Annotated in this window: 20 protein-coding genes; 11 read left to right on the top strand and 9 right to left on the bottom strand. The window is 66.6% G+C overall.

Annotated features, from left to right (window positions below; all coding sequences use genetic code 11):
• Positions 1-146 precede the first annotated feature (146 nt).
• The 4 genes from HEP75_RS00850 (at position 147) to HEP75_RS00835 (ending at position 4,273) form a co-directional block, all read left to right on the top strand.
• The gene (locus tag HEP75_RS00850) at positions 147-1,037 is read left to right on the top strand and encodes a type II toxin-antitoxin system RelE/ParE family toxin (RefSeq protein WP_185825100.1); all 891 of its coding nucleotides are present in this window, start codon (positions 147-149) and stop codon (positions 1,035-1,037) included.
• A 942-nt stretch (positions 1,038-1,979) separates the two neighbouring features.
• On the top strand, positions 1,980-2,411 hold the full coding sequence (locus tag HEP75_RS00845; RefSeq protein ID WP_185823237.1) for a hypothetical protein: 432 nt from the start codon (positions 1,980-1,982) through the stop codon (positions 2,409-2,411).
• Between the two features lie 130 nt (positions 2,412-2,541).
• Positions 2,542-2,697, top strand: coding sequence for a hypothetical protein (locus tag HEP75_RS00840; RefSeq protein WP_185825099.1), 156 nt, complete (start codon positions 2,542-2,544; stop codon positions 2,695-2,697).
• A gap of 313 nt (positions 2,698-3,010) precedes the next feature.
• Positions 3,011-4,273 carry a lipase family protein gene (locus HEP75_RS00835; protein WP_185825098.1) on the top strand — a complete coding sequence of 421 codons (1,263 nt, stop codon included), beginning with the start codon at positions 3,011-3,013 and terminating at the stop codon, positions 4,271-4,273.
• 247 nt (positions 4,274-4,520) lie between these two features.
• On the opposite strand, the gene HEP75_RS00830 is transcribed toward HEP75_RS00835, so the two are convergent.
• The 3 genes from HEP75_RS00830 to HEP75_RS00820 all read right to left on the bottom strand — a co-directional run bounded on the left by HEP75_RS00830 (position 4,521) and on the right by HEP75_RS00820 (position 6,094).
• A complete protein-coding gene (locus tag HEP75_RS00830) occupies positions 4,521-5,234 on the bottom strand; it encodes a DUF2306 domain-containing protein (protein WP_185825097.1) in 714 nt (237 codons plus the stop codon).
• A gap of 181 nt (positions 5,235-5,415) precedes the next feature.
• Entirely contained in the window at positions 5,416-5,772 is a 357-nt protein-coding gene (locus HEP75_RS00825) for a SymE family type I addiction module toxin (RefSeq protein ID WP_185825096.1), read from the bottom strand.
• Positions 5,765-6,094 carry a hypothetical protein gene (locus HEP75_RS00820; protein ID WP_185825095.1) on the bottom strand — a complete coding sequence of 110 codons (330 nt, stop codon included), beginning with the start codon at positions 6,092-6,094 and terminating at the stop codon, positions 5,765-5,767. Before HEP75_RS00820 ends, HEP75_RS00825 begins: the two co-directional genes overlap by 8 nt.
• Before the next feature lie 111 nt (positions 6,095-6,205).
• Here HEP75_RS00820 and HEP75_RS00815 point away from each other — a divergent pair, with 111 nt between their 5' ends.
• A complete protein-coding gene (locus HEP75_RS00815) occupies positions 6,206-6,451 on the top strand; it encodes a helix-turn-helix transcriptional regulator (RefSeq protein ID WP_185825094.1) in 246 nt (81 codons plus the stop codon).
• A gap of 106 nt (positions 6,452-6,557) precedes the next feature.
• Here HEP75_RS00815 and HEP75_RS00810 read toward each other — a convergent pair whose 3' ends face one another.
• Positions 6,558-7,310, bottom strand: a complete 753-nt coding sequence (locus tag HEP75_RS00810; RefSeq protein WP_185825093.1) for a hypothetical protein — start codon at positions 7,308-7,310, stop codon at positions 6,558-6,560.
• 377 nt (positions 7,311-7,687) lie between these two features.
• Between HEP75_RS00810 and HEP75_RS00805 the strand changes: the two genes are divergently transcribed.
• The 6 genes from HEP75_RS00805 (at position 7,688) to HEP75_RS00780 (ending at position 13,679) form a co-directional block, all read left to right on the top strand.
• Positions 7,688-11,542, top strand: a complete 3,855-nt coding sequence (locus tag HEP75_RS00805) for a hypothetical protein (protein ID WP_185825092.1) — start codon at positions 7,688-7,690, stop codon at positions 11,540-11,542.
• Between the two features lie 181 nt (positions 11,543-11,723).
• Positions 11,724-12,170 carry an HIT family protein gene (locus HEP75_RS00800; protein ID WP_255423949.1) on the top strand — a complete coding sequence of 149 codons (447 nt, stop codon included), beginning with the start codon at positions 11,724-11,726 and terminating at the stop codon, positions 12,168-12,170.
• A 211-nt stretch (positions 12,171-12,381) separates the two neighbouring features.
• The gene (locus HEP75_RS00795; protein ID WP_185821753.1) at positions 12,382-12,714 is read left to right on the top strand and encodes a hypothetical protein; all 333 of its coding nucleotides are present in this window, start codon (positions 12,382-12,384) and stop codon (positions 12,712-12,714) included.
• A gap of 196 nt (positions 12,715-12,910) precedes the next feature.
• Complete coding sequence (locus HEP75_RS00790) at positions 12,911-13,096, top strand: hypothetical protein (RefSeq protein ID WP_080627620.1); 186 nt, start codon at positions 12,911-12,913, stop codon at positions 13,094-13,096.
• Positions 13,093-13,401 (top strand): type II toxin-antitoxin system RelE/ParE family toxin, encoded by a 309-nt coding sequence (locus tag HEP75_RS00785; RefSeq protein WP_185825090.1) that lies wholly within the window; start codon positions 13,093-13,095, stop codon positions 13,399-13,401. The genes HEP75_RS00790 and HEP75_RS00785 overlap by 4 nt, the downstream gene beginning before the upstream one ends.
• 134 nt (positions 13,402-13,535) lie before the next feature.
• Positions 13,536-13,679 carry a hypothetical protein gene (locus tag HEP75_RS00780; RefSeq protein ID WP_221899337.1) on the top strand — a complete coding sequence of 48 codons (144 nt, stop codon included), beginning with the start codon at positions 13,536-13,538 and terminating at the stop codon, positions 13,677-13,679.
• Between the two features lie 103 nt (positions 13,680-13,782).
• Here the strand turns inward: HEP75_RS00780 and HEP75_RS00775 are convergent, their stop codons facing one another.
• The 5 genes from HEP75_RS00775 to recC all read right to left on the bottom strand — a co-directional run bounded on the left by HEP75_RS00775 (position 13,783) and on the right by recC (position 23,945).
• Entirely contained in the window at positions 13,783-14,166 is a 384-nt protein-coding gene (locus tag HEP75_RS00775) for a type II toxin-antitoxin system RelE/ParE family toxin (protein WP_185821752.1), read from the bottom strand.
• A gap of 3 nt (positions 14,167-14,169) precedes the next feature.
• Positions 14,170-14,505, bottom strand: coding sequence for a type II toxin-antitoxin system Phd/YefM family antitoxin (locus HEP75_RS00770; protein WP_185825089.1), 336 nt, complete (start codon positions 14,503-14,505; stop codon positions 14,170-14,172).
• A 226-nt stretch (positions 14,506-14,731) separates the two neighbouring features.
• Positions 14,732-16,741, bottom strand: coding sequence for an exodeoxyribonuclease V subunit alpha (gene recD, locus HEP75_RS00765; RefSeq protein ID WP_185825088.1), 2,010 nt, complete (start codon positions 16,739-16,741; stop codon positions 14,732-14,734).
• Positions 16,738-20,535, bottom strand: coding sequence for an exodeoxyribonuclease V subunit beta (recB, locus tag HEP75_RS00760; protein WP_185825087.1), 3,798 nt, complete (start codon positions 20,533-20,535; stop codon positions 16,738-16,740). Before recB ends, recD begins: the two co-directional genes overlap by 4 nt.
• Positions 20,532-23,945 carry an exodeoxyribonuclease V subunit gamma gene (recC, locus tag HEP75_RS00755; RefSeq protein WP_185825086.1) on the bottom strand — a complete coding sequence of 1,138 codons (3,414 nt, stop codon included), beginning with the start codon at positions 23,943-23,945 and terminating at the stop codon, positions 20,532-20,534. Before recC ends, recB begins: the two co-directional genes overlap by 4 nt.
• Between the last annotated feature and the right edge of the window lie 81 nt (positions 23,946-24,026).

Raw genomic sequence — 24,026 nt, 5'->3', positions numbered from 1 at the left:
GCCCTGTCCCGCCAACAGCAACAGACCCTAAGCGTGCTGCGGCCCGACAAATGAACGGAGCCTCGCACGCGTTACGATGGCGCCCCCACGGCCGCACCCTGCAGACCCCCCATGAAGGCCCGCACTCCCGACGCAGCCGCGGCGGCATGAGCAACGCGTCGCATCGCGCGGACCCCCGGGCCAAATCCTGGGTCGAACGCCTTGACCCCTGGATTGCCGCGATCGTCAGCGTCCTGCTGCACCTGCTGATGTTGCTGCTGTTGCTGCTGGCCGACCCGCCCACCATGAGCACGCCGCAAGGCGCGGCCAGCGGTGGCCGGACCAAGGTGGACTTCATCGGCGCCACGCGCCAGCCGGTGCATCCGGCCAAGACGCCGCCCTCGCCCACCCCCGCGCAGAAGCCGGTCGCGGCCAAGAAACGGCGCGCCACCTCGCCGGTGCAATCCACGCTGGTCGCGCAGTCCGACCACCCGGTGCCGCCGCCCGATCCGGCAGCCACCGCCAGCACGCCTGCACCGCCCGCGCCCACGCCCGCGGAGCAACCGGCGCCGCCGCAGCCGGACCCTGCCGCGCAGCAGCAGGCCCAGGCCGCCGCCAGTGAACCCGAACCGACCCAGCGCCGCGAGACCTGGACCGGGCGGCCGCCGGGCGCCATCGACCAGGACCTGGGCCCCAACGAAGCGGGCCTGGTGCGCGACGGCGGCGGCCGCGGCGGGCGCCGTGGCGATCCCAGCGACGCCGGCCCCAGCATGGAACTGGGCGGCTACCTGGTCTATTACGACCTGCGCAGCGAAACCCTGCTGCGCGCCTGGATGGATCAGGGCATGAAGGAATTCTTCATCCTGCTGCCCGGCACCCAGTACCGCATGGCCTGCCCGCTGGAGATCGCGATGAAGCGCGGCTCCGGCAAATGCCGCGCACTGCCGCCGGACTCCACGGAACTGAAGGCCATCGGCGACGCCCGCGAGGTCATCACCATGCTGCAGGTCTACAAGCAGGGCGAACTGGTCTGGCGCGGGCCGGGGCCGTACAAGTAGCCCATCTCCCCTGGGACGGGTGGGGATAAGAGTCCGCACGATCGGCCAAAAGCCCCTCTCCCTCCGGGAGAGGGGTTGGGGTGAGGGTAAGGCGCGAAAGCGTCTCGCGGAGTTGGTGCACGAGGCTGCGCCCGTACCCTCATCCGCCCCTGCGGGGCACCTTCTCCCGACGGCAGAAGGAACAGCCGTTAGCCCCTCTCCCCTCGGGAGAGGGGTTGGGGTGAGGGTGCGGCGCAAAGCGTCTCGCGGAGTTGGGCGCACGAGGCTTCGCCCGGACCCTCATCCGCCCCTGCGGGGCACCTTCTCCCGACGGGAGAAGGAACAGCCGACTAGCCCCTCTCCCCTCGGGAGAGGGGTTGGGGTGAGGGTACGGCGCGAAGCGGCTCGCGGAGTTGGGCGCACGAGGCTTCGCCCGGACCCTCATCCGCCCCTGCGGGCCACCTTCTCCCGATGGGAGAAGGGAACAGCCAAAGCCCCTCTCCCCCCGGGAGAGGGGTTGGGGTGAGGGTACGGAGCGAAGCGTCTCGCGGAATTGAGTGCGCAAGGCTCCGCCCCTCCCTGCATCCGGCGTTGCTGCACAGACAGCGCTTCCACCCACGATGCATGCGGCGGCGTCTCGAAATGTTCGCTCACCTTCCGCAGCGATGCCCACACGTGAGCGCGCGCCATGCAATGTGCAAGAACAAGCCGCGCTCCCCGCGCGCCTACCGCAACTGCGCAAACACCTCACCACCACCACCATCAACCAACACACCCAACGTGAATAGAAGCGTGAGCAACCTCACGCGCCATCACACTTCATTTGCAATTGCCCATTGGCCTTGTTGATAAAGTCGCCGCGCGTCCCAAGCGGCAGCCCACCTGTGCAACGTGGCCGACCGCGACGCTTGGAGCAATTCATTCAATAGGAGGTGTCACGTGCACTGGAAGTCCACTGTCGCAATGCTCGCCCTGTCCGCCGCCGCCCTGCCGGCCTTCGCCCAGCCCGACCGGCAAGTGGTCGAGGACATGCTGCTCCGCTCGGCCAATGTCTGCCCCGGCCACAGCACCGACCGCACCGCGCCCACCGTGAAAGCCGTGCCCGTCGGCGCGTTGCGCGTGATGCTCGACCGCGGCTTGGTCATGTGCCCCGACCGCCGCCTCGACGCCGAAGCGCCGGCCGTGTTCTACGGCAGGCTCGGCGTGTTCGCCTGGAACCCCGAAGTGAAGGCCGGCTCCACGGTGATCGTCAAGCAGATCGGCGCCATGACCCGCAACGAGGAATACCCCGCCGAGACCCTGGTGTGGGACGCCAACGGCAAGGCGCTCAAGCAGCAGACCGTGCCCATGTTCGAACCGAAGCCCGGTGCTGCGGTGCTGTACAAGGTGCGCTAATCCGCTTCGTCCGGCCTGCGCAGCCGCGCAGGCAGCTACACCCGGCCGGCATGCCCTGATGGGGCAGCCGGCTTTTTTGTCTTCTACGCCGCGCGCACTGCTGGACGCATCCGGGAGCGCGGCATGCGCCATGACCTACGGCGAAGCCAGGCGGCCACCCGACGCCGCTGCCTCGCCGCGTCGCGCCACCCAATCGATGCGATCGCCCATACCCGGCATGCACTGCATGCCGGATTATCTTTCAATGCGCGGCGATCACCTTTATCGCGAGATTATCGAATACTGAAGGATCCATTTTCGAATGAAGCGCGGCGCCATCTGATTTTTTCGCCATTGGCGAAACAGGCAGAAATCCAGCGAAAGCATGCGGATTTCAGGCGAATTTCTGCACCGGCGTGCCACTCCGCACGCTGCCACACAGACGCGCTACAAGATTTAGTTTCGCTGTGTGTCTCGCTATTCGCCCGATTGCCGCGCGAATCCATACTGCAGATAAACATTGCCGCGCATTGTCAGAAGAACAGTCGAAGCGCCGTAGTAGGGTTGCCCCCCACCCCACCGTCCCGTGCCACCGGGATTCACTTGCGAGGACGTTCTTCATGGCCACACTGCGGAATCGGCTGGCGCTGCGCGTCCTGTCCACCATCGGCGTTGCAGGCGCGCTGCTGCCCCTGGCCGCATCGGCCGCACCGGCGCGCGGCACGCTGCTCAAGAGCAATGTGCTGACCAGCTACACCCACCAGGCGATCGGAACCCTGCTGGCTAACGCCCAGTCCACCGACCAGGCCAAGTGCGACGTGCGCGTCGCCGAGTTCACTTACGCCACCATCGGCGTCGACGGCGAGCCCGCCACCGCCTCCGCAGCGCTGCTGGTGCCGGGCGGCAGCCAATGCACCGGGCCGTTCCCGCTGCTGAGCTACAGCCAGGGCACCGAGTCGCTGCGCCGCGCCGAACAGGCCAAGGAAATCCGCGACGCCAAGGGCGACGACACCATGGTCACCCACCTCGCCACCCAGGGCTACGTGGTGGTCAGCAGCGACTACCTCGGCATCGGCCAGTCCAACTATCCGTTCCATCCCTACCTGCACGCCGCGTCCGAGGCCAGCGCCAGCATCGACGCCCTGCGCGCCGCGCGCCAGGTGCTGCAGCGGCTCAACACCCCCCTGTCGGGCAAGGTCATGCTGACCGGCTACTCGCAGGGCGGGCATGCCGCCATGGCCACCCAGCGCGAGATCGAAGCGCACCTGTCCAACGAATTCCACCTGGTCGCCAGCGCGCCGATCTCCGGCCCGTACGCGCTCAGCCAGACCTTCCGCGACGGCTGGAGCGGCCACAGCGCCGTGGGCGAGAACACCTTCGGCATCGTGCTGGCCAGCTACGCCATCGTCGGCATGCAACACACCTACCACAACCTCTACCTCGACCCGGCGCAGGTGTTCCAGGATCCGTGGGCCAAACAGGTCGAAGCGCTGTTCCCCGGCACGCACAGCCTGACCGACCTGGTGCTCGGCGACACCCTGCCCGGCGTCGACAAGATCCGCCAGTACTTCCAGCCCGGCTTCTACAAGGACTTCGCCAGCAACGCCAACGACCCGTTCCTGCGCGACCTGGAGCGCAACGACCTGCTCGACTGGGCGCCGCGCACCCCGACCCTGCTGTGCGGCTCGGACAACGACGCCACCGTGCCGCTGAAGAACGCCACCACCGCCGTCGCCGCGTTCAAGGCCCGCGGCAGCAACCAGGCGTCCGTGCTCGACCTGGGCAGCGGCAAGCCCAGCGACAACAGCGCCTTCGAGCACCTGCTGACCAAGGAAGCCTGCACCGTCGCCGTGCGCCAGCAGCTGTTCGACAAGCGCCGCTGAGTTTCGCCGCAGAGGATCGCAGGGGCAGCCCCCTCCCCCATGCCCTTGCGATCGCCAGCGAGCGAACGCTGCCGCGCCTGACCATCGGCGCGGCAGCGTCCGGGGCAATGGCCGCGCGGAATGCGGCGATCGCGCATCGCGGCTAGCGGGTGTGGCCGAATCAGCGTGTCGCGAAAGCGGACCAACAAGGCGCGGACCTTCCGCGCAAGCGCGACGCAGCACCGCACTCCCAGCACGCGCTCCTCGATCAACCAGCATCGCCCCCGATGCGGGCAGTTCCTGCAACCGGCGCGGCCTGCATGCCACCGCGCAGCGCATGCACCACCGCACGACCAGCCGCATACAACAGCAACGGCACCATCCAACTGGCCCACAGCAACAGCGCGATCAGGCCGGGCGATGGCGCCATGCCCAAGCCGATCGCCGTGGGAAGCGCCAGCCGGAACAGCACAGGGGCCAGCGTCGCCAGATAGGCGCGCACCATCCAGCGCTGGTGGCGCAGCACCTGGCCGCGCAAGATCGCCAGCAACCCCATCGACGCGGTGACCAGCCACACCAGCGCCGTCACGGAAAACGCCAGCCGGATCGACAGCGGCGCCGGCGACGTGGCGATCAAGCCGGCCGCCCCGACCATCGCCACCACCATACCGGCGAAGTAGACCCGCCCCACCCAGCGGTGCAGCCGCGGCCACCGCCGCCAACGCTGCGTCGCGAACTGCAGCGCGCCGAGCAACAGGCCGACCGCGCCACCACCCAGATGGCACCACAGCCAGCCGCGGCGGGTCAGGAACATCGCATAGGCCGGCGACTGCAGCGACGCGTACTTCTCGTACACCGAGTGCACGAACTCCCCGGCGAACACCGCCAAGGCCAGCCACAACAGCCACCAGGCCAGGCGCACGCCTGGCTTGGTGCGCGGCGCCACCACGCGGCGCTCCACCGGCACTGACTCAATGCGCATGCCTGCCCCTTCGCACTGCCGGACCCTCGGCAGCGGCACGCTAGCACGGCGGCGCCCACCCGGCAGCCGCAGCGCCAGGCCCTCATCGGACCGACCCGACGCACAGCGGAGCACACCGCAGCGGCCGGCCGGGTCGGTGTTCAACCGTCCATGCGCACGCCCGCGCGTGGCCGCACCCGCGTCACTCTTCCCCAGCCATGCGCACCACCAACGCGCCATCGCGCACTTCGATCCGCAAGGTGCTGCCGATGGCAAAGCCCAACTGTTCCAGCCAGCGCCCACGTAGGCGCAGCGACGGCACCACTTGGTTGCTGGCCGGGTAGTAGCCGTAGCCCATCTTGCAGCGCTGCGGCGGGCGCCGGCGGCGCGGTGCGCGCGGCGCGCGGGCCTCCTCGGCGGCAAGTTCGGCGGCGATCTGCTCGGGCGTCAGCATCGGCGTGAGCGTCGGCTCCACGATGGTCCAGTCGCGGCATTGCGCTGTCTGGCGCGGCGCACGCTTGCGCGAGGTGGCGGCGGGACGCGAGGGCGGCTTACGCATGGCGCGGCTCCCCGTGCGACCCCGGTGTCGGGCCATCGCCGCCCAGCCGCTGTTCGTGGATCTCGTCCACGATCCCGCGCACCGCGCGGGCGGCAGTGAAAATGCTCTCGCCCAGGATCGACATGCTCTTGTCGTCCAGCGGCGCGCCGCTGCACACCGCCACCATGTCGCTCTGCGCGGTAATGGTGCGCAACAGCGCGTGGAACTGGTCCATCTGCTCTAGGGTGACGCCGAAGGTGAAGCGCTCTTCCTGCGTATCCAAAGTACCCGCGGGCGCGACGCGCGGCCGGGCGAAGGTTGCGTTGGCTTGCGAAGTCGTCATGGCATCCGTCCTCGACGTGGGCGGACGGGTTGTCCGCCGCTCTAAAATATCCCATTTTCGGATATTTGAAAAGGGGATATAGCTTTGCTGCGGGCTTCAGAGCTTGCAGACATGCCGACCAAGTCGATCCACAAGAAGGACTATGCGATTCTGCTGCGACAACTGCGTGAGCTTCGTCTCGCTGCCGGGCTGACCCAGGTCGGCTTGAGCGCCGCATTGGGCCGCCCACAGTCCTATGTGAGTGATGTCGAGCGAGGTGAGCGCCGGATGGATCTCCTCCAGCTGCGGGACTTCTGCAATGCCTGCGGGTCAACGCTCACGATGTTCGTCGCTGAGTTTGAACGGAAACTGCATTAACAGCTGTGCCTCGCGCAGATCGCAGCGATTTCGCTGTTTGTGCATGTGTGCTAGCACATGTCCGCCTATGGCCGACAGCTGACATCTCTAAATGCCCGCCTGGTGGTCAGGAATTTTCATTGTCGTCCGCTTTCCTTGGTGGGGGCCATCGCTCGCCCCTTGCTTTGTGGAACTGTTTCTGCTCATTCCACTCGGCATGCAGGTGTTCCTCAAGGGCCGCGGAAACCGCAATGAGTGCAGAGCGTTGACGATCAAGTTCTGTGGTCAAAAATTCTTCAGCACGCCGAACAGAGTATGCCTTCCCTAGTCGCTCAAAACGCCAAAGCACGACGCCGTGCCAAGATCGGGTGTCCGCCGAATTCCGCTGCTCGAAGGTATAGCCAGTGTAAACTACGGACCGGTGCTTCGAACGGTTAACTATTGCTTCCAAATATTCGAACTCAGAGTTCTCAACCAGACTTCGCAGCGCTTGAGAAACCGTGTCGTCCGTGATCCGCGCGAGTACGGTACGCATGCTAATAAGGCGCTCCTTGATTGGCTTTGGCTCAAGGTTTAAACCGAGACCGAAGTATGCGACGTGCGCGCATATGTCTGCGCAGGCATGGAGACTTTGCAGGCAGCCTAATACATGAGCGGCAGTTTGCGTAATGGCCGTCTTGAAGGGCAGATGGTCATCGCCAGGCTGAGGGCCGTCGCCTAAGGTATAAGGCGACATCAACCTCATCACCTCATCGAGGTGGTACTGAGCGTAGTCAACCCGATCGCACAGGGAGCTTAGGCTGAATCGGAACAGATCTACTTGGTCATCTCCGAGGATATCGCGGAGGTAGCGTTTGAGATGCTGCGGGCGGAGATCCATCTACTTATAGTGCCGGTGACGTGGCCGTCTGTCGATTCACTCCGTAAACATGAGTGACGGCTCTCGATCCGAAAGTCGACCTTGCTCCCGCACCAGCATGCCCCTCGACATTGCCGTATCCCCTTTGGGTCCGTTCTTCGACCTGTTGTTAGCTTGGCTTAGCGGGTCTAAGATCGAGCGGCATGAAGAGGCCAAGCCACCATGCACTGGGCAATGGACCATTAGTACATCAGGCCAATCGGCTGACTGGCGAGGCTTCTTTGATGTAGCTAGTTCGCGAAGCACAGGGAACGCGATAACTACTCGCGTCAGTTACTGGTTGATTTGCACAGTTGCACGCAATTCGGATGACGCGACAGCAAAAGATAGGTGAAGAGATGGCAGTGAAGATCACAGCGGAAGAGTTGGAGCAGTTCGCGAACACACATCTAGCAAGGGACTTGCTTCCAGAGTTGTTGCGGAGGCTGATTCGTGCAACAAGCCCTGAGGTGACCGACGTCTACTTCCCAAGCGGAGAGTCAACTTTCCGCCCGGGCGTCGATGGGATCGTGCAAGCTGCTCCCATGCCACCTTACATTCCTGCCGGTCTCTCACTGTGGGAGGTGGGCACTAACGACCAAGCCGCGCAGAAGATCCGATCAGATTTCGACAAGCGCAGTAGGCCAAGCGATCGCGACGACTATGCAGGCCGGGTGCGCTCTGAGATCGCCTATGTTGCGGTGAGCCTTCGCCGGGTCAACGCAACTAAAGCTGGGAACATCGCCCAGTTGGAATCCTCTTTACGGGATGAGAGGGTGTGGAGGGATGTCAAGATTCTCGATGCCGACTCTCTTGAGGACTGGCTGGATAGCCAGCCGTCTGTTCGAAGTTGGCTAGCTTTAAAGATGCATAAGGCCTCGGTGGACATGAGAGATGTCGAGGGGGCGCTAGCCAGCTTTCTGAACAGCGCATTTCCCGTCATTCCCGTTGATCTACTGCTAGCCAATCGTGACGCTGCGGCCGAGAAGGTTCGGAAGGCCGCGTTGAGCGCTGAGTTGACGCGAGTCAAAGCTGATAGCCCAAGGGAGGCTGTTTCGTTCGTGGCGGCTGCGTTGCTCGGTATGAGTAAGGACGACCCAATGAGAGGTGCGTTGCTTGCAAAGGCTGTCGTGATCTCGGATCCAAACTCAAAGTCGCAGCTCCTAGTAAAAGGGCTCAAGCTTCTTGTTGTGACCGTAAATGCTGCGAATGATGTCGCGCAGGAGCTTTCTAATTATGGCCACGCTGTAATTACCTGCTATGGGACATCGCATGCGAGGTCGGGTAATAGCCAGTTGATCGCGCTTCCGCGCGCATCGAGGCAAAGTTTTGTCGATGTCCTCGTCGCAAATGACATGGATGAGGTTCGTGCCAAGAAGCTGGCAGCTGCGTGCCACTCCAGTGTCTCGATTTTTCGTCGGCAAAATGATGGAGCGCATTCGGAACAGCCTGTTTGGGCAACTCGAACGACGCTGAAGAACCTCTCAGGAATCATTCTTGCGGGAGCATATGCGCACGACAACGCTCATGATCAGAGTGCTTTGAAGGACTTGGCGGGCGCTGCCGACTATGCGAATTTCGATGATGCGATCTTGGACGTGCTTAGGGTCGATGATGCACCTGTTTTAAGAGAAGGTTCGGTGACGGCGCTCAGTGCGCCGGCTGACATCTGGCAGTTGAGCATCGAACATCGAGCCATCGGTATAATTGAGCTGAACCGCCTTAGCGATGTCGCCGTCAGAGTTCTCTCGGAGCTAGATCCCGCGCTTGACATGCCTTTGGATCAGCGGGCTTACGCGAACATTTATGGAAAGTCGCGAGCTTGGTCGCAAAATCTTCGCTCAGGGCTGTCAGAGATACTGCGCCTGATCGCGATTAATGAAGATAACCTGGATTACATTGCTGGCTTCTCGGCGCAGAGATTTGTAAATGATGTCTTGAGTAGAATTCCCGGCCTTGCAGACGATTACAAAATGCTTGCGAGTTTGGACCCGCTTCTGCCCGCTATCGCAGAAGCTGCGCCAGATCCTTTTCTGTCGGCTCTCGAAGGCTTGCTAGCGACTGATCCATCGCTGCTGCTGCCCATCTTCGAGGGCGGAGACGATGATATGTTTGGGCACGTCTATTACTTGGGCACGCTGCGAGCGCTCGAAGTTCTCGCTTGGGATCCAGAGAGGTTGCCGCGTGTGGCTTTGCTGCTGGCACGATTGTCGGCGATCGATCCAGGTGGCAGGCTAGCGAATCGACCCATTGGGTCGCTCGTTCAGATATTCTTGCCTTGGAATTTACACACAAACGCGGCAGCCGCCATTCGTCATCGAGTGCTAGATAGAGTTTGCAAGACGGTTCCAGATGTCGCATGGGCTCTTGTCAGCAAACTCCTACCCGGAGAGGAGGACATTTCGTTTGGCACGTCTGAGCCCGAGTGGAGGGACTTCGGTGCATCGGAACGCGCTGTCACGACTTACGGCTCGATTCGGCGGGACCATGAGTTCATCGTGGATCTGGCATCGCAAGAGGCTGGTGTAGATCCTTCAAAGTGGGTGGCTGTAATTGAAGCGGCCGCGAAGTCCATGCCCCCAGAGGCCGCCAGCAAGTACATCAATCTTGTTGAATCGCGTCGAGAAGCGCTTGTTGAGGTAGGTGCTGACCACAAGCTTTGGCAAGGGCTACGCGGCCTTGTGGACAAGCACAGGTCATATGCGGACGCAGAATGGGCGATACCAAGTGAAGCTCTTGATCCTATAGATCGAGTCGCTGATCTGTTTGCGCCTTCAGATCCGTTAGTTCTACATCAAGCGCTTTTCGAACAGCACATGCCGGAGAGACTACGGCCGGATGAAACATTTGATTCACTTCAAGAGCGTGTACTGGCCGAGCGTGACGCTGCTATTCGTGATGTCGCGGCCTTGGGTGTAGATGAGCTGCTTGAATTCGCTACACAAGTGAAGTTTCCGCAGACCATGCTCCCTTCAATTATGCGAGTGTGCGATGCAGATCAATGGCGTCAGATTGCCTTGAGATCGCTTGATAGAAGTAGTGCTGTTGCTTGGCTGGGTGCTTGTGTTCTAGCAGCTGGGGTTCGCAGCCTGGGTACGCCTTGGGGGCTTGAGGTCCTTCAGATTGCCAAGGATCGTGGATCAAGTTCGGCTCAGGTCGCCTCGTTGATGGTGCCTTGGGAAGACACTCGGGAGCTTTTTGAACTAGTAAACGATATGCCGGAAGGTACCAAAGCCGAATATTGGCGCCATAGAGACGTATATGTACGCACACCTGACGATGATCTAGTGCGCGATTTTGTGTGCGGACTTATGCAGAACGATAGAAGCGTTCCGCTGATCGAATTCGTCGGCAGCCGTCGAAGTAAGTTCGACACTACCGTGCTACTTGATCTACTTGCAGGCGCCCTAGAAAGCATTGCCACGAAACCCGAGAATGCAAGACTGCTAAGCGGCTATTGGCTGCGGGAGGTTTTTAGCGAACTCCGCGATCGCGAAGATGCCGACCGGGATCGCCTCCTGCAACTGGAGTATAGCTGGCTCCCAGCCTTGCATAACCACGGATCGACACAGGAGCTTGCGCTTCATCAATACATGGCACAGTCGCCCACCTTCTTTGTTGAAGTCTTGAGCGACCTGTATCGTTCCGAAGCAGAAAGTGAAGTGGACGATCCCGAGGGTGTTCAGCACGCTAAGAGCCGTGAGGAGCTTGAAGTCGCGCGCGCTAAGGCATCTAGCGCGTATAAGCTGTTGGATTCGTGGCGCTCGCTTCCTTGGAAGGGCAGCGATGGAGAGCTAGATGCGGAAGCCATTCTGAACTGGATCGGCACTGTATTGGAGGCTGCCCAAGTAGTGAACAGAGGCAAGGTTGCGGCCAGCGAGATAGGTAAGCTCTTGGCATATGCGCCTGACGATAGTAATGATGGTATCTGGCCATGTCGACAGGTGCGCTCGGTCATTGAGGCGCTGGAGAACGAAGAAATGGAGGCGGGCATCGTTCTCGAGCTGTTCAATAAGCGGGGCGCGCATTGGCGCCCCTCGGATGGAAGTGGAAGCCCAGAGCGAGAGTTAGCAGCGGCGTCTAACGAGACTGCGAGGCAACTAGCTTCAATCTGGCCTCGCACAGCCGGCTTACTTCGAGCTAATGCGAAGCAGTGGACTCGCCACGCGGAGTGGTACGACCAGCGAGCTGCGGAAGACCGAATTTCTTTGTAGCGAGGGCGAAAATTGGGTGAGGAAAACTGGGGGCACAGTGCACTTATCCCCCGGCATCATCGCCTGGCGGCGTGGATTTCACCTCCAGTCCGCCAGCCGAGTTGTCCGATTGACGGGTAGCCGGGGGGCGCCACAGAATCCGTTCCCGCCCCACAGTGGGTTCTCTTCGCCGTTGCGCCTCATGCAGCACGCTCCCCCCGGATACGACTGTCCGTTCTGCGGGATTGCGGCCACGCTGCCCTCGCCTGCGCCGGAATCGGCCATTGTCCTGGTGGATACCAACGTGTACGCGTTGGTACCGACGCACCACTACGCCGGCATCCAAGGCAACTGCCTGGTGATCCCGCGTGGCCACTACGAGAACGTGTTGGACATGCCGGACGACCTGGGCCGCGAGGTCTTCCGCGCCACGCGGCGCCTGGCGCACGCGATGCTGGCGGCCTTCGGCTGCGAGGGCATCTCCACGCGCCAACACAACGGGCTGGCCGGCAATCAGGATGTGTGGCACTACCATCTGCACGTGTTCCCGCGCTACGCGAACGACGGGCTGTATGGGGGGCAGAAGGTGCGCTACGCCACCGAGGAGCGCATTGCGCTGGCCGCGCGTCTCCGGGCTGCGTTGCCGTAAGCGTGCCCTCTTGGACTGCCTGCATCCCCTGCCTGGCTGTGGCCCCGTGAATGGCTCTGAGACGCAAGCACCGGGCAAGGCCCGGTGAGTCCTTGCCCCGCTTGCCCTTTCGGCAAGATGGGCGCCTGATGCCTTGCCCCCTGCACTCTTGACTTTCCATACAGCCGCAACGCCTCATCCTTGCCGCGACTTCAACACCGGAGCGCTGAAAATGACGAAGTGGATGGGTGCCGCGCTGGCTGCGGCGATGCTGATGGCCGGCTGCGCCAAGGTGGAGGGCGAGAAGTTCGTCGGCCACTGGGTCAACGTGCAATCGCAGGACGACACGATGGACATCGAACGCAATGGCGAGTCCTTCATGGTGCGCAACACCACGCCGCGGTTCTTCAGCCGCAAGCCCAAGACCGAGAGCTACCCGGCCATCTACAAGGACGACGTGCTGCAGGTCTCCAACGACGGCGAAACGGTGAACTTCGCCATCGACCAGGCCAATGGGCACCTGCGCACCGGCAGCGACGAGTACCAGCGCGTTCCGGCCAAGTGAGCGCGTCGCCCGGGCGCTAGGCCTGGAAGGAACGCCGCGCCGCTGCCTCTCGGGCCGGCGCGGCGTCTCCACGCGTGGCGATGGAGCGCCGTGCAACGGGCCTGCCTCGGGTAACGCAGCTAGCTGCGCCGGGGCTCCATTTCTACCCTCCCCGTTCTTCGCTAAAGTAGGCCTGTCCCTGTAACGGAGCACACCCATGCCCAACAGCATGAAAACCGAAGCCGAACAGCTAGTGCGTAGCCTGCCGGAACAGGCCAGTTGGGACGACCTGATGTACGAAATCTACGTTCGCCAGAAGATCGAACAAGGCTTGCGTGCAGCCGAAGAAGGTCGTGTGGTACCGCATGATGAAGTCAGAAGGCGCTTCGCTCTCGACCGATGAACATCGTCTGGACCGAACCTGCCGTCGATTCCCTGCAAGCCATTCGCGACTATGTCGCCCACGACAGCGTTTTCTACGCCGACCTCTTCGTCAATCGCCTCATCGACGCAGCGGAGTCGCTGCAGGCGTTCCCCGAGCGCGGCCGAGAAGTGCCTGAGGCCGGCAATCCTGCAGTGCGCGAGTTGCTTTTCCAGAATTACCGCATCATCTATCGCTCGCACGCGGCCGTTGTCGAAATTCTCGCCATCGTGCATGGCGCGCGCGACCTGTCGCTGATGCCCCGCCCGCCGTGGGAAGCGGGCTGATCTGCGCCATAAGAGTGGCCCAGGACTCTTGCGGCACGCGGATCAGATCGACGTTGCGGCTCGCCCGAATAGGTTAGAACAATGTGCCTGGGCGGGGAACGGCTGGCCTTCTGTTTGGAATGTTGACGACGGCGGTGCAGAAACCTGTTCCACCACGCCCAAGCCACGCCAATCCCGAGATCCGCAACGACGGCGAAACGGTGAACTTCGCCATCGACCAGGCCAATGGGCACCTGCGCACCGGCAGCGACGAGTACCAGCGCGTTCCGGCCAGGTGAGCGCGAGCGAACAGGGACGCAGGCAATTACTCCGCCTGCGATCCCCACGGGACCGAGGATGAACGAAAACGGGCGTTAGGCTGCCCGTGCCTGCCAGCCGCCATCATCCTCCGGGCCACAGCCTTGCGAAGTCGAACGACAGCTGCCGGTGGTGCCGGATGGAGAGCAAATACACCGTGGCGTTCGTAGAGGCGGACGCCTCCACCACCGTGTAGAGCATCAGGTAGTCGCCATGCAGATAGTTGCGTAATGCATCCGGCGCGCCCACCGGCAACGCGGCCAACTGCGCCAATGCCTCGGCCGACTGCGGCGGGTTGTCCAGGTAACGCCGGCCTATGCGTGGGAAACGCCGCAGGTTCGGGATGACTGTGGCGCGTAACTCGGCGAGCAGGTCATCGAAGGCGGCGCCGGCATCGGCTTCAAGCAAGAACGCCTCGATGGCGTCCAGGCACGCGAGGAAGCTCGCGGTCAGTTCGACCCGGTACAACGGTCAGCTGCGCTTTTTGGCCGCGCGCTTGCCAGCGCTTGCCGCACTGGGTGCCGCACGTCGCTGCTGCAGCTGGCCGATGGCCGCGTCCGCTTCGACTGTCCGGCCGGCGGCAATGTCGGCCAGTCCGCGTTTGGCATCGTCGATCAGTAGCAGATGGATGCGCTCGCGCTCCAGCCGGTGGTAATAGTCCAGCCGGTCGGCGTCGATCAGTGCCACATAGCTCTCGCCGTTCTTGGTGATGATCTTCTCGGAGCCGGCCTTCGCCTGGTCGGCCAACTCGGAGAGGTTGGCGCGTGCAAGGGTGAAAGGCACTACATCGCTGGCGGAAAAGCCCATGGCCGACTCCTGAAACCCGGATGACAGAATTCTGTACAGTCCATCTTGCCATCGCCCCCGCAGGCCAGCAAGGCGAATTTTTTGCCATCGATGCCTCGCGTGCCGGTGATATCGCGCAATCTGGCTTTGCTCGTCCACGATTCTCTCCCGTCCCTTCGGGAGATCGCGATAGGCAAACGTGCCATCCTGCCGTAGGTGATCACGCCATCGCTCCGGTGCGCCTTCATCAGAACAACGCACCCTGCACGGGCTCGATCGTGGGTGTTTCCACCGCTTGCGCGGCGGGTGCCGCCTCTTGCTCCCCACCCAAGCGCCACGCCAATCCAGAGATCCGCGCCGCATGCCGTGCCAGCGCGCCACGCAACACGGTCTCGCTGGCGGCCAGGTGCAGGCTCTGGCGCGCGCGGGTGATGCCGGTGTAGACCAGCTCGCGGCTGAGCACGCGAGCGTCGCGGGTGGGCAGTTGCAGCCAGACTTCGTCGAACTCGCTGCCTTGCGCCTTGTGCACGGTCATGGCGAAGGCACTTTCGTGCGCGGGCAACGCGGCGGGGTGGAAGCCGCGGACCTGGCCGTCGCCCTCGCCTTCGCCTTCGAACCAGGCCACCAGGGCACCTTGCGCATCCCGCAAGCAGATGCCGACGTCGCCGTTGAACAGGCCGTGGCGGTAGCTGTTTTCGGTGATCAGCAGCAGGCGGCCGTGGAACCAGGGCGAGGCGGCGCCCAGGCGGCGCGCGCCGGCGCCGCTGTCGGCCAGCAGTTGTTCGATGCGGGCGTTGAGGCCGCGTGCGCCTTGCGCGCCGGCGCGTACGGCGGTGAGCAGGCGCAGGCGGGCGGCGTCGCGCAGGGCGGCCGCGGGATCTTCGGCGTCGGCCAGGGCGCGCCAGTGCGCGAGCAGGGCGTCGCGGCGGGCGGCGAGCGGGTCCTCGCTGTCTTCGTGGAAGTGCACGCCGGCCAGCTCGCCGCTGCGCAGCAGGGCCAGGGCGGTGTCGGCGTCGCCGGCGCGTACTGCGTCGGCCAGCGGCGCCAGTGCGAAGCCCTGCGCCTGGCGGTAGCCGCGCAGCAGGTGCACGCGGTGGCCAGCGAGGCCGCCGCTGTGCGTGTCGCTGGGGGTATGGCCGAGCAGCGGCTGCAGCGCTTGCGCGTCGTCCGGCTGCAGGGCGTCGCCGGGGCCGGCGGCCTGCAGGATCGCGGCGAGCACGTCGCCGGCTTCGACCGAGGGCAGCTGGTCGGCGTCGCCGAGCAGGATCAGTTGGGTGCCGTCGGCGACGGCTTCGACCAGTTTGCACATCAGCGGCAGGTCGACCATCGAAGCTTCGTCGACCACGATCAGGTCGAACGGCAGCGGGTTGTCGGCGTCATGGCGGAAGCGCGGCAGGTCGGGGATGACGCCGAGCAGGCGGTGCAGGGTGCTGGCGCCGGCAGGTAGCGCGGCGGCCAGGACCGGGTCGATGCCGTGGTCGAGCGCGCGTGTCACCGCCGCGCGCAGGCTCTCGGCCATGCGTTCGGCGGCGCGACCGGTGGGGGCGGCCAGGGCGATGCGTGGGGCGGCGGCGCCCGTGGTCTGCGTCTGGGCGATGCGCAGCAGCAGCAGGCGGGCGATGGTGGTGGTCTTGCCGGTGCCGGGGCCGCCGGTGACCAGCAGCAGGGCGCGGCGCAGGGCGAGGGCGGCGGCTTGGGCTTGGTGGTCGGTGGGGTGGTCGGCAGCGGACGTACCCTCGCCCGCCCTACGGGCACCCTCTCTCCCACGGGGACTTCCTTCGGTCGCCGGGGGGAGAGGGAACAACTCCGCGAACAGCGGTGCCAGGGTAGCGACGTCGAAGGGCGGCAGCGGTTGCGCGGCGAGGCGGCGCAGGCCTTGCGCGAGGCGGCGCTCGTATTCGCGGTAGCGACGCAGGTAGAGCAGGCCGTGTTCCAGCACCAGCGGGCAGTCGGCGGCCGCCGGTTCTTCGGGCGCGGGCTGGGCGATCCAGCGCGAGGCGGCCAGGGCGCGTTGCCAGTCGGTGGGGTCCGGGAGTTGTGGCGGTGGGCCGTCGCGTGGGTCGAGCAGGACGTTGGCGTGGGCTGGGTCGAGGCCGGCATGGCCGCTGGCGACTGCCAGGGAAGCAAGGGCGGCGCCGGCTAGCACCAGGTCGGGCGTGTCCGGGTCCAGGCGGCTCAGGGTTTGGGCGAAGGCGTGGTCGAGCGTGCGCAGGGTGCCGCTGCGGTGGAGGGCGGCTAGGAGGTTGGGTTGATTCACGGGGTGGGGGCTCCGTGAGCGGACGTACCCTCACCCCAACCCCTCTCCCGGGGGGAGAGGGACTCAGGCGCAGCGCCGGCGAAGAGTGCGTCCACGGCTTCGACCAATGCTGGGTCGAAGCGCCAGGCGTGGACGCCGGGCGAGGGGTCACGGGTGGCGTCGAGGCCGCGGCAGAACAGGTAGCGCACGCCGCCGAAGTCGCGGGCGTAGTCGTAGTTTTCGCCCAGGCGGAAACGCAGCCAGCGGTGCAACGCGACGGTGTAGATCAGAGCCTGCAGTTCGTATTCGCTGTGCGCCATCGCCCGCACCAACGCGTCGGCGTCGTAGCTGGGCAGGCGGTTGGATTTGTAGTCGAGCACGTACCAGCGCCCGTCGTGCTGGTAGGTGAGATCGATCAGGCCGGTCATCAGCCCTTCCAGGCGCTGGCGCGCGCCGAAGGCCTGGCGTTCGCCGACCACGCCGAAACGGTGCAGCAGGGCCAGCAGCGCATCGACGCGGGTGGGCCGCATGGCGAAGTGGAATTCCATTTCGTTGCGGCGCTGCGGTTCGGGTACCGCGGCCAGGCGGGTGCCTTCGGGCAGGGCGACGGTGAGGGTGTGGCCGACCAGGGCGGTGAGCATGGCGGCGCCGTCCTCCAGTTCGTCCTGGGCGTAGCCGCCGCGTTGCAGCGCTTCGAGCAATGCCGCGGTCTGCCCGTCCGGTGCCGGCTGGCCGGGATGCCAGTCGCGCCAGGCGGCGAAGTCGCAACGTTCGAACACGTCGTGCATGGCCACGCCGAAGCGGTTGCCGGTGAAGCGGCGATCGAACGCTTCCACGTCCAGCGTCGTCGCCACGGCCTCGCTGGTGGACGGTTCGTCGCTGCCGCCGCTGCCGACCACGGTGGCGCTGGCCATGGGGTCGGCGGCCGCGCCGGCATCGGCATTGGCCAGCTGGGTGAAGCTGTACACCCACCACTCCGGCACGACATGCCGCTGCGGTACGCGCGCCGGCGGCACCTGGATCTCGTCGGCCAGCGGCAGGCGCGGCAGGGTGGCCGGCGGCGGCGTGGTGTCGATGGCGATCGCGCCCTCGCCGGCGGCGGCCTGCAGCGCGTCCAGGTCGCCGACCATCGCCGCCAGTGCGGTGCGCTCGTACTGATGGAACGGACCGGTGGCGATCCACAGTGCGTGCTCGGCGCGGGTCAGGCCGACGTAGAGCAGGCGGGCGTCCTCGGCGCGCTGTTCCTGTTTCCACGCGGCCTCGGCGGCGCTCCAGGCCGGGTCGTCCTTGCCGGTGTTCCAGTGCAGCTGGCGGCCGAGCGGCGGCGCGTGCACGACGCAGTGGCGGCCGGCGCCGCGGTCGCTGCGGCCGATGCCGACGTAGGGCAGGAACACCAGCGGATACTCCAGGCCCTTGCTCTTGTGCAGGGTCACGATCTGCACCCGGCGCGCGTCCGATTCCAGGCGCAGCTGCTGGGTCTCGTCGTTGTCGTCGGCATTGGCGATGCGCCGCGACAGCCAATCGACCAGGCCGTGCGGGCCGAGCGCGCGGGAGTCGGCTTCCTGCAGGGTTTCGGCCAGCTGCAGGTAGTTGGTCAGGCGGCGCTCGCCATCGACCAGCGCCAGCAGGCGTTGCGCGTGCGCGGCGCCGAGGTCGCCGATCAGCGCCAGCGGCCCGCCGCGCTGCCAGCGTTCGCGCCAGTCCAGCGCCTGTTGCTGCCAGCTGCGGTGGCGGTCGCCGTTGTGTTCGAGTGCGGCGATCGCGGCGGCATCTTCGCCGATCAGCACCGTCGCCAGCGCGGCGCGCAGGCGGCTGTCGTCGCCCGGGTCGAGCAGCGCCTGCAGCAGGGTCAGCAGTTCCAGCGCTTCGTCGGTGGCGAACAGGCTCTGCCTGCCGGCGGCCACCGCGGGAATGCCGACCGCGCCCAGCGCCTGCTGGATGCGGGTGGCCTCGCCATGGCTGCGCACCAGCACCGCGATGTCGCCGGCCTGCACCGCGCGGTCGCCAAGCATGGCGGTGCCGGCGCGGCCGCCGGCCAGCCAGTCGCGGATCGCGGCGACGCAGGCGGCGGTGCAAAGCGCGCGGGCGCGGCCGGCGCTCCACGGTTTGGGCTTGCCTTTGTCCGGCAGCGGCGGTTGCGGCGCGCGCCACAGCGTGAGCGCCGGGGCGGTGGCGCCGTCGCGCTGCAGCTCGGCATCGTGGCGCTTGCTGCCGGGCTGCACCGGATGGAAGGCGATGCCGTCGGTCAGAAACGCCTGCGCATAGCCGGCCTGCGCGTACAGCGCGTCGAGCGCCGCCAGCAGCGCGGGGCGCGAGCGGAAATTGTGGCCGAGCGGCGGCGCCGGTTCGGCGTCGGCGGCCGCGGCCAAGTAGGTCTGCACGTCGCCGCCGCGGAAGCCGTAGATGGCCTGCTTGGGATCGCCGATCACGAACAGCGCCGGTTCCAGCCTCGCCTCGCGCGCCAGCGCGCCTTCGCCGAACACGTTGGAGAAGATCGCCCACTGGCGATCGTCGGTGTCCTGGAATTCGTCCACCAGGGCGATGGCGTATTGCGCGCGCAGCCGCCGCGCCAGCGCTTCGGCTTGCGCACTGTCGGGCCGCAACGCGTGTGCGACGCCATCGACCAGGTCGTCGTAGGTCTGCACGCGGCGCTGGCGCTTGAGCAAGGCCAGCCGCTTCACTGCATCGCCGCGCAGCGCGTGCAGCAGGCGGATGCGGCGCCTGGCACGCGCTTCCTCCAACCGCGCCAGTGCGGCCAGATAGCCGTCGATCTCGTGACTCATCGGCGAGACCGGCGTGCGCCCGACGAATTTCTTGTTGGTGCCGGACGCCAGTTCCGCTGCCGTAAGCTTGATCAGCTTGGCGTGCGGCCCGAGGCCCGCCGCAGGCGCGGCGGCGAAGCCGTCGCACCAATGCCAGAGCGATGCCAGCCATTCCGGCTTGTAGCTGACCTTGCTCAGCACGCCGTCTTCGATGGCGGCGGCGATCGCGTCGAAGAATGCGGTGCCGTGCGCGTGGAACGCGGCGGCGAGCGCGGCGGCCGCGTCCTGCACCTGCTGCGTGGCTGCGGCGACATCGTCGGCCAGCACCGGTGCCGCCGGCAGCAGCTGCGGATGCCGCACCAACTCGCGCAGGTCGCTGGCCAGCGCTTCGGGTCCACCCGGCCACAGCGCGACCAGGTCGTCGGCCATCGCCGCGTCGGCGGCGCGCTGGCGCCACAGGTCGGCGGCGACTTCGCCGAGCAGGTCGCGGTCGTTGGCCAGCAGTTCCGGCGCGGCGAAGGTCTGGCCGCTCTCCAGCGCATGCTCGCGCAGCACCCGCGCGCAGAAGCCGTGGATGGTGAAGATGGCGGCGAGGTCGATTTCCTCCACCGCCTGCTGCAGGCGGCGACGCAGGGCGGCGGGGGTTTCGTCGCTGGCGGCCAGGTGCGCGTCGAGGATCGCGCGGGTGAGCGCGGCGTCCGGCGCGTCCTGTAGGAGCGGCTTTAGCCGCGACGGGTCGTCGGCGATCTCGGTCGGCGACAGGGCGTCCGCGATTTCTGTCGCGGCTGAAGCCGCTCCTACAGGAGCAGCCGTGGGTACCAGCGTCGCTGCGAGCGCCAGGCGCTCGCGGATGCGCCGGCGCAGTTCCTGGGTGGCGGCCTCGGTGAAGGTGACTGCCAGGATCTGGCCGATGCGAAGGCCGCGCTCGACCACCAGCCGGGTGAATAGCGTGGCCAGGGTGAAGGTCTTGCCGGTGCCGGCGCTGGCCTCGATCAGGCGCACACCGTGCAGCGGCAGGGTCAGGTACGGGTCGGCGGCGGATGGGACGCTCATTCGGCATCCTCCTGCGCGCCGCGCCACTGCCGCCAGCTTTCGGCCAGCCGCGCCGGATCGAGCGCACTGTCGGCGCTGCCGCGTTCGAGCAGGGAATACAGCGTGTGGCTGGTAGCGGCGAATTCGGCGAAGCGCTGCGCATCGGCGAACGGGTCGCGGCCGCGGTGCACCAAGCGCAGTTCCGGCGTGTCCGCTTCGCTCCAGCCGAAGCTGGCCTGCCATTGCGCGGCGGCGTCCTTGATCGCCTTGTCGAGGTCGTGGTTGCGCGCGGCCTGGTGGTATTTCCAGCCGCTGTACGGGGCGAACGCCAGCGGCGCCTGCAGGCCCTGCCGATACAGCCGCAGCAGCTCGGCCAGCGCTGCCTGCGCCTGCGCCTGCGACAGCGGTTCGGCGGCTTCCCCCTGCATGGGATGCGGGCCGAGGCCGTCGTCGTCTTCGAAGAAGCGCACGAACGGCACGCGTTCGCCGGCGGCGCGCAGCAGCAGCCATTCCAGGCCGTGGCGGATCGTCGCGCGGCCGCTGAGCGCGCCGACCTGCACCCGCCCCACGCCGCTCGCGTACCAGTCGGGCAGGCGGCCGTGCAGCTCGATGCCGTCGATCTGCACCTGCAACCGTTGCGACTGCGCCGGCGCGCTGCCGCGCCACTGCGCGAACGCCTGTGCGTACGGGCGCAGCTGACGCAGGCGCTCGTCGAGCAGGCGCCGGCCCAACGGCCCGGACGGCAGCAGCGCGCGCGCGCGCAATCGCGCGTACAGCCCCTCCGTGTTGTCGCTCAGTGCGGCCTCCAGCACCTGTTGCTGCAAGCCGTACTGGTCCAGGCCGCTGCCCGGCGCCAGCAACGGCTCCAGGTCGCTGTCCTCGCCGGCCGGATCGGGCAGGCGCATGCCCAGGCGATGGCGCAGGAACTGCCCGGCCGGATCGGCGAACAGGCGGCGCAGGTCGTCGATCGCCACGCTGCTCGGCACGGCCATGGCGTCCGCGGGCAATGCCGCGGCGACCCATGGCAGCAGCGGCTGGCGCTGTCCGGCCAGGCTGTCCACCGCCGGCCGCCACTGCCGGCGATAGCTGAAGCGGCGCGGATCGGCGCCGTCTTCGCCGAGCGCACCGAACGCGGCGGCGGCGAAGGGTTGCAGCGGGTGGCGCACCACGAGGTGTTCGCTGGCCTTCGGTTCGGCGTGATACTGCGCGGCGCTGGCCAGCAATTCGCTGACCAGCACCGACGGCTCGCGCACGCTGCCGTCGCGCGCATCGGCACCGAGGTAGCTGAGGTAGAACACGTCCTGCGCCGAGGCGAACAGCTGCAGGAACAGGAAGCGGTCGTCCTCGCGGGTGGAGCGGTCGCCGTGGCGGCGGCGCTCGCTGCCCAGCTCGGCGGTGAGGCGGTTGAGCCCGGCTGCCGGGTCGCGGCGCGGGAAGTCGCCGTCGTTCATGCCGAGCAGGCAGATGACGCGGAACGGCAGCAGACGCATCGGCACCATGCGGCCGAAGCTGATGCCGCCGGTGAGCAGCGGCGCGCGCGTGTCCGATTCGCCCAGCACCGCGGCGAAATGCGCGCGCACCACCTCGGCCGGCACCTTGCCGGCGTACTCGGCGCGTGCGGCATCGCGGGCGAACTGGTCGATCACGCTGCGCAGCCGTTCCAGCGCGCGTTGCGCACGCGGCGCCGACGGTGCCTGCGGGATCAGCGCATCGAGCAGGCCGAGCAGGCATTCGCGCCAGTCGGCCGGCGTCATCGGCTCGGCGAGCATGGCCTGGTGGCGATCGAGCACGCGCAGCAGCCGCAGCAGCGTGTCCAGCGCCACCAGTGCGCTGCCTTCCAGCTGCGGCCATGGGGCGACGCCGGCGATATCGTCCTCGGCCCCGCTGGCGTGGCCGAGCAGCAGCCGGTCCAGCGCGAAGCGCCAGGTATAGGCATCGTCGGTCGGCGCCTGGTGGCGGTGCCGGTGCGCCGCATCCAGGCCCCAGCGCACGCCGGCAGCATGCAGCCAGCCGCGCAGGCGCTCCAGCCCGGTCTCGTCCAGCCCGGCGGCCTCGGCGATCGGCGCGCTGGCCAGCAGGTCGAGGATTTCGTGCAGGCCGAAGCGCGACAGCGGCAGGCCGAGCAGGGTCAGGAACACTTCGGCCAGCGGCTCGCTGGCCAGCGGGCTGGCGTCGGCCAGCGCGTAGGGCAGCGCGTCGTCGCGGCCGTGGCCGCCGAACACCGCGTCCAGATACGGCACGTAGGGATCGATGTCCGGCGACAGCACCGCGATCTCGCGCGGCTGCAGCGGTGGGTCGAAGCGTAGGTCGTCGAGCAGCGCGCGCAGTTGATCGTGCAGCACCTGCAGTTCGCGCAGGCGGGTGTGGCAGGCATGCACCTGCAGGCTGGGATCGGCCAGGTCTACCTGCGGCAACGGCGCGGGCACGGCCGGCGCGCGGCGGTGGAACAGGTCGCTCTGCATGCGCCGCAGCAGGCTGTCGCCGAGGCCGCCGTCGGCGAGCGGGCGATGGCCGGATGCCAAAGGATCGGCGTAGACCGCGATCTCGGCCAGCGGGTGCACCACTTCGTAGTCGCCGACCAGCGCCATGAAGTCGCGCCCGGCCGCGCCCCAGGCCTGCAGCAGCGGGTTTTCCTGCACCTGCGCGGCGAACAGGTCGACCGCGCCGTCCTCGCGGCGGCGCTGCCACAGCGTCTGCAGATCGCCCCAGTAGCCCTGGGTCGGCGTGGGCAGGTAGAAGTGCAGCGTGCCCACGCGCGCCTGCGTGGCCAGCACGCGCAGCACGTCGGGCGAGATGTTGAGGATGGCGAAGGCGAACAGCCGCTTCGGCAGGCCTTGCGGCAGCGGGCCGTCGGGCCGCGCGTAGCGGTCCAGGTACTGGCCGATGCGGCGCGCGCGGTACTGGCGGCCGCTGGCGATCCGGCGCCAGAGGCGCGCCTGTGGGTCGTCGGCGTCGGCGCCGCTTTCCCAGCGCAGCAGCCAGTCGCGGCGCCAGGCCTGGTATTTCTCGAATACGTTGCCCAGCTCGCCGGCCAGCGCCCAGGGCTTGAGCGCATCGCCGTCGGCCAGATAGCCGGCCAGCGGTGCGAGGGCCGCATCGCTGCCGAGATCGGCCTGCAACGCCGCGTACAGCCGCCACTGGGTGGTGGCCATGTCCAGATCGTCGGCGGCCGGGCCGAGGTTGGCGTCCAGCGCGCGCGCGACGAATTCGCCGGGCGTGAGAAATTCCAGATTCGCGGCGACGCCGTGCGCGGCGGCCAGCGTGGACTGCAGCCAGCGCCGCATCGCCACCTGCGGGATCAGCACTACCTCCGGCGCCAGCAACGGCTGCTCCGGCACCGGCCGGCGCAGTTCCTCGGCGAGCAGGGCGGCCAGGGTATCCAGCGCATTGGACGGGTACAGGCGGAAATCGGGCGCGGAAGGGGCGTGCATGCGTGCGGCATTGTGCCGGATGCGCGGGTGCGGTGGCGTTGCGCGGTGGTGGTGGCCGGCGGCTGTTCCTTCTCCCACCGG

It is taken from the genome of Xanthomonas sp. SI (assembly GCF_014236855.1).
Classification (GTDB): domain Bacteria; phylum Pseudomonadota; class Gammaproteobacteria; order Xanthomonadales; family Xanthomonadaceae; genus Xanthomonas_A.
This window is presented reverse-complemented; position numbering and strand designations above follow the sequence as displayed.

What these genes read in the sequence shown, in the direction of transcription:
- HEP75_RS00815 (WP_185825094.1), top strand. Translation starts at nt 6,206, where the DNA reads ATGCCGACCAAGTCGATCCACAAGAAGGACTATGCGATTCTGCTGCGA.
- HEP75_RS00845 (WP_185823237.1), top strand. Translation starts at nt 1,980, where the DNA reads ATGCTCGCCCTGTCCGCCGCCGCCCTGCCGGCCTTCGCCCAGCCCGAC.
- recB (WP_185825087.1), bottom strand. Translation starts at nt 20,535, where the DNA reads ATGAGCGTCCCATCCGCCGCCGACCCGTACCTGACCCTGCCGCTGCAC.
- HEP75_RS00835 (WP_185825098.1), top strand. Translation starts at nt 3,011, where the DNA reads ATGGCCACACTGCGGAATCGGCTGGCGCTGCGCGTCCTGTCCACCATC.
- HEP75_RS00790 (WP_080627620.1), top strand. Translation starts at nt 12,911, where the DNA reads ATGCCCAACAGCATGAAAACCGAAGCCGAACAGCTAGTGCGTAGCCTG.
- HEP75_RS00820 (WP_185825095.1), bottom strand. Translation starts at nt 6,094, where the DNA reads ATGACGACTTCGCAAGCCAACGCAACCTTCGCCCGGCCGCGCGTCGCG.
- HEP75_RS00830 (WP_185825097.1), bottom strand. Translation starts at nt 5,234, where the DNA reads ATGCGCATTGAGTCAGTGCCGGTGGAGCGCCGCGTGGTGGCGCCGCGC.
- HEP75_RS00770 (WP_185825089.1), bottom strand. Translation starts at nt 14,505, where the DNA reads ATGGGCTTTTCCGCCAGCGATGTAGTGCCTTTCACCCTTGCACGCGCC.
- HEP75_RS00785 (WP_185825090.1), top strand. Translation starts at nt 13,093, where the DNA reads ATGAACATCGTCTGGACCGAACCTGCCGTCGATTCCCTGCAAGCCATT.
- HEP75_RS00795 (WP_185821753.1), top strand. Translation starts at nt 12,382, where the DNA reads ATGACGAAGTGGATGGGTGCCGCGCTGGCTGCGGCGATGCTGATGGCC.
- HEP75_RS00805 (WP_185825092.1), top strand. Translation starts at nt 7,688, where the DNA reads ATGGCAGTGAAGATCACAGCGGAAGAGTTGGAGCAGTTCGCGAACACA.
- HEP75_RS00810 (WP_185825093.1), bottom strand. Translation starts at nt 7,310, where the DNA reads ATGGATCTCCGCCCGCAGCATCTCAAACGCTACCTCCGCGATATCCTC.
- HEP75_RS00825 (WP_185825096.1), bottom strand. Translation starts at nt 5,772, where the DNA reads ATGCGTAAGCCGCCCTCGCGTCCCGCCGCCACCTCGCGCAAGCGTGCG.
- HEP75_RS00840 (WP_185825099.1), top strand. Translation starts at nt 2,542, where the DNA reads ATGACCTACGGCGAAGCCAGGCGGCCACCCGACGCCGCTGCCTCGCCG.
- recC (WP_185825086.1), bottom strand. Translation starts at nt 23,945, where the DNA reads ATGCACGCCCCTTCCGCGCCCGATTTCCGCCTGTACCCGTCCAATGCG.
- HEP75_RS00850 (WP_185825100.1), top strand. Translation starts at nt 147, where the DNA reads ATGAGCAACGCGTCGCATCGCGCGGACCCCCGGGCCAAATCCTGGGTC.
- HEP75_RS00800 (WP_255423949.1), top strand. Translation starts at nt 11,724, where the DNA reads ATGCAGCACGCTCCCCCCGGATACGACTGTCCGTTCTGCGGGATTGCG.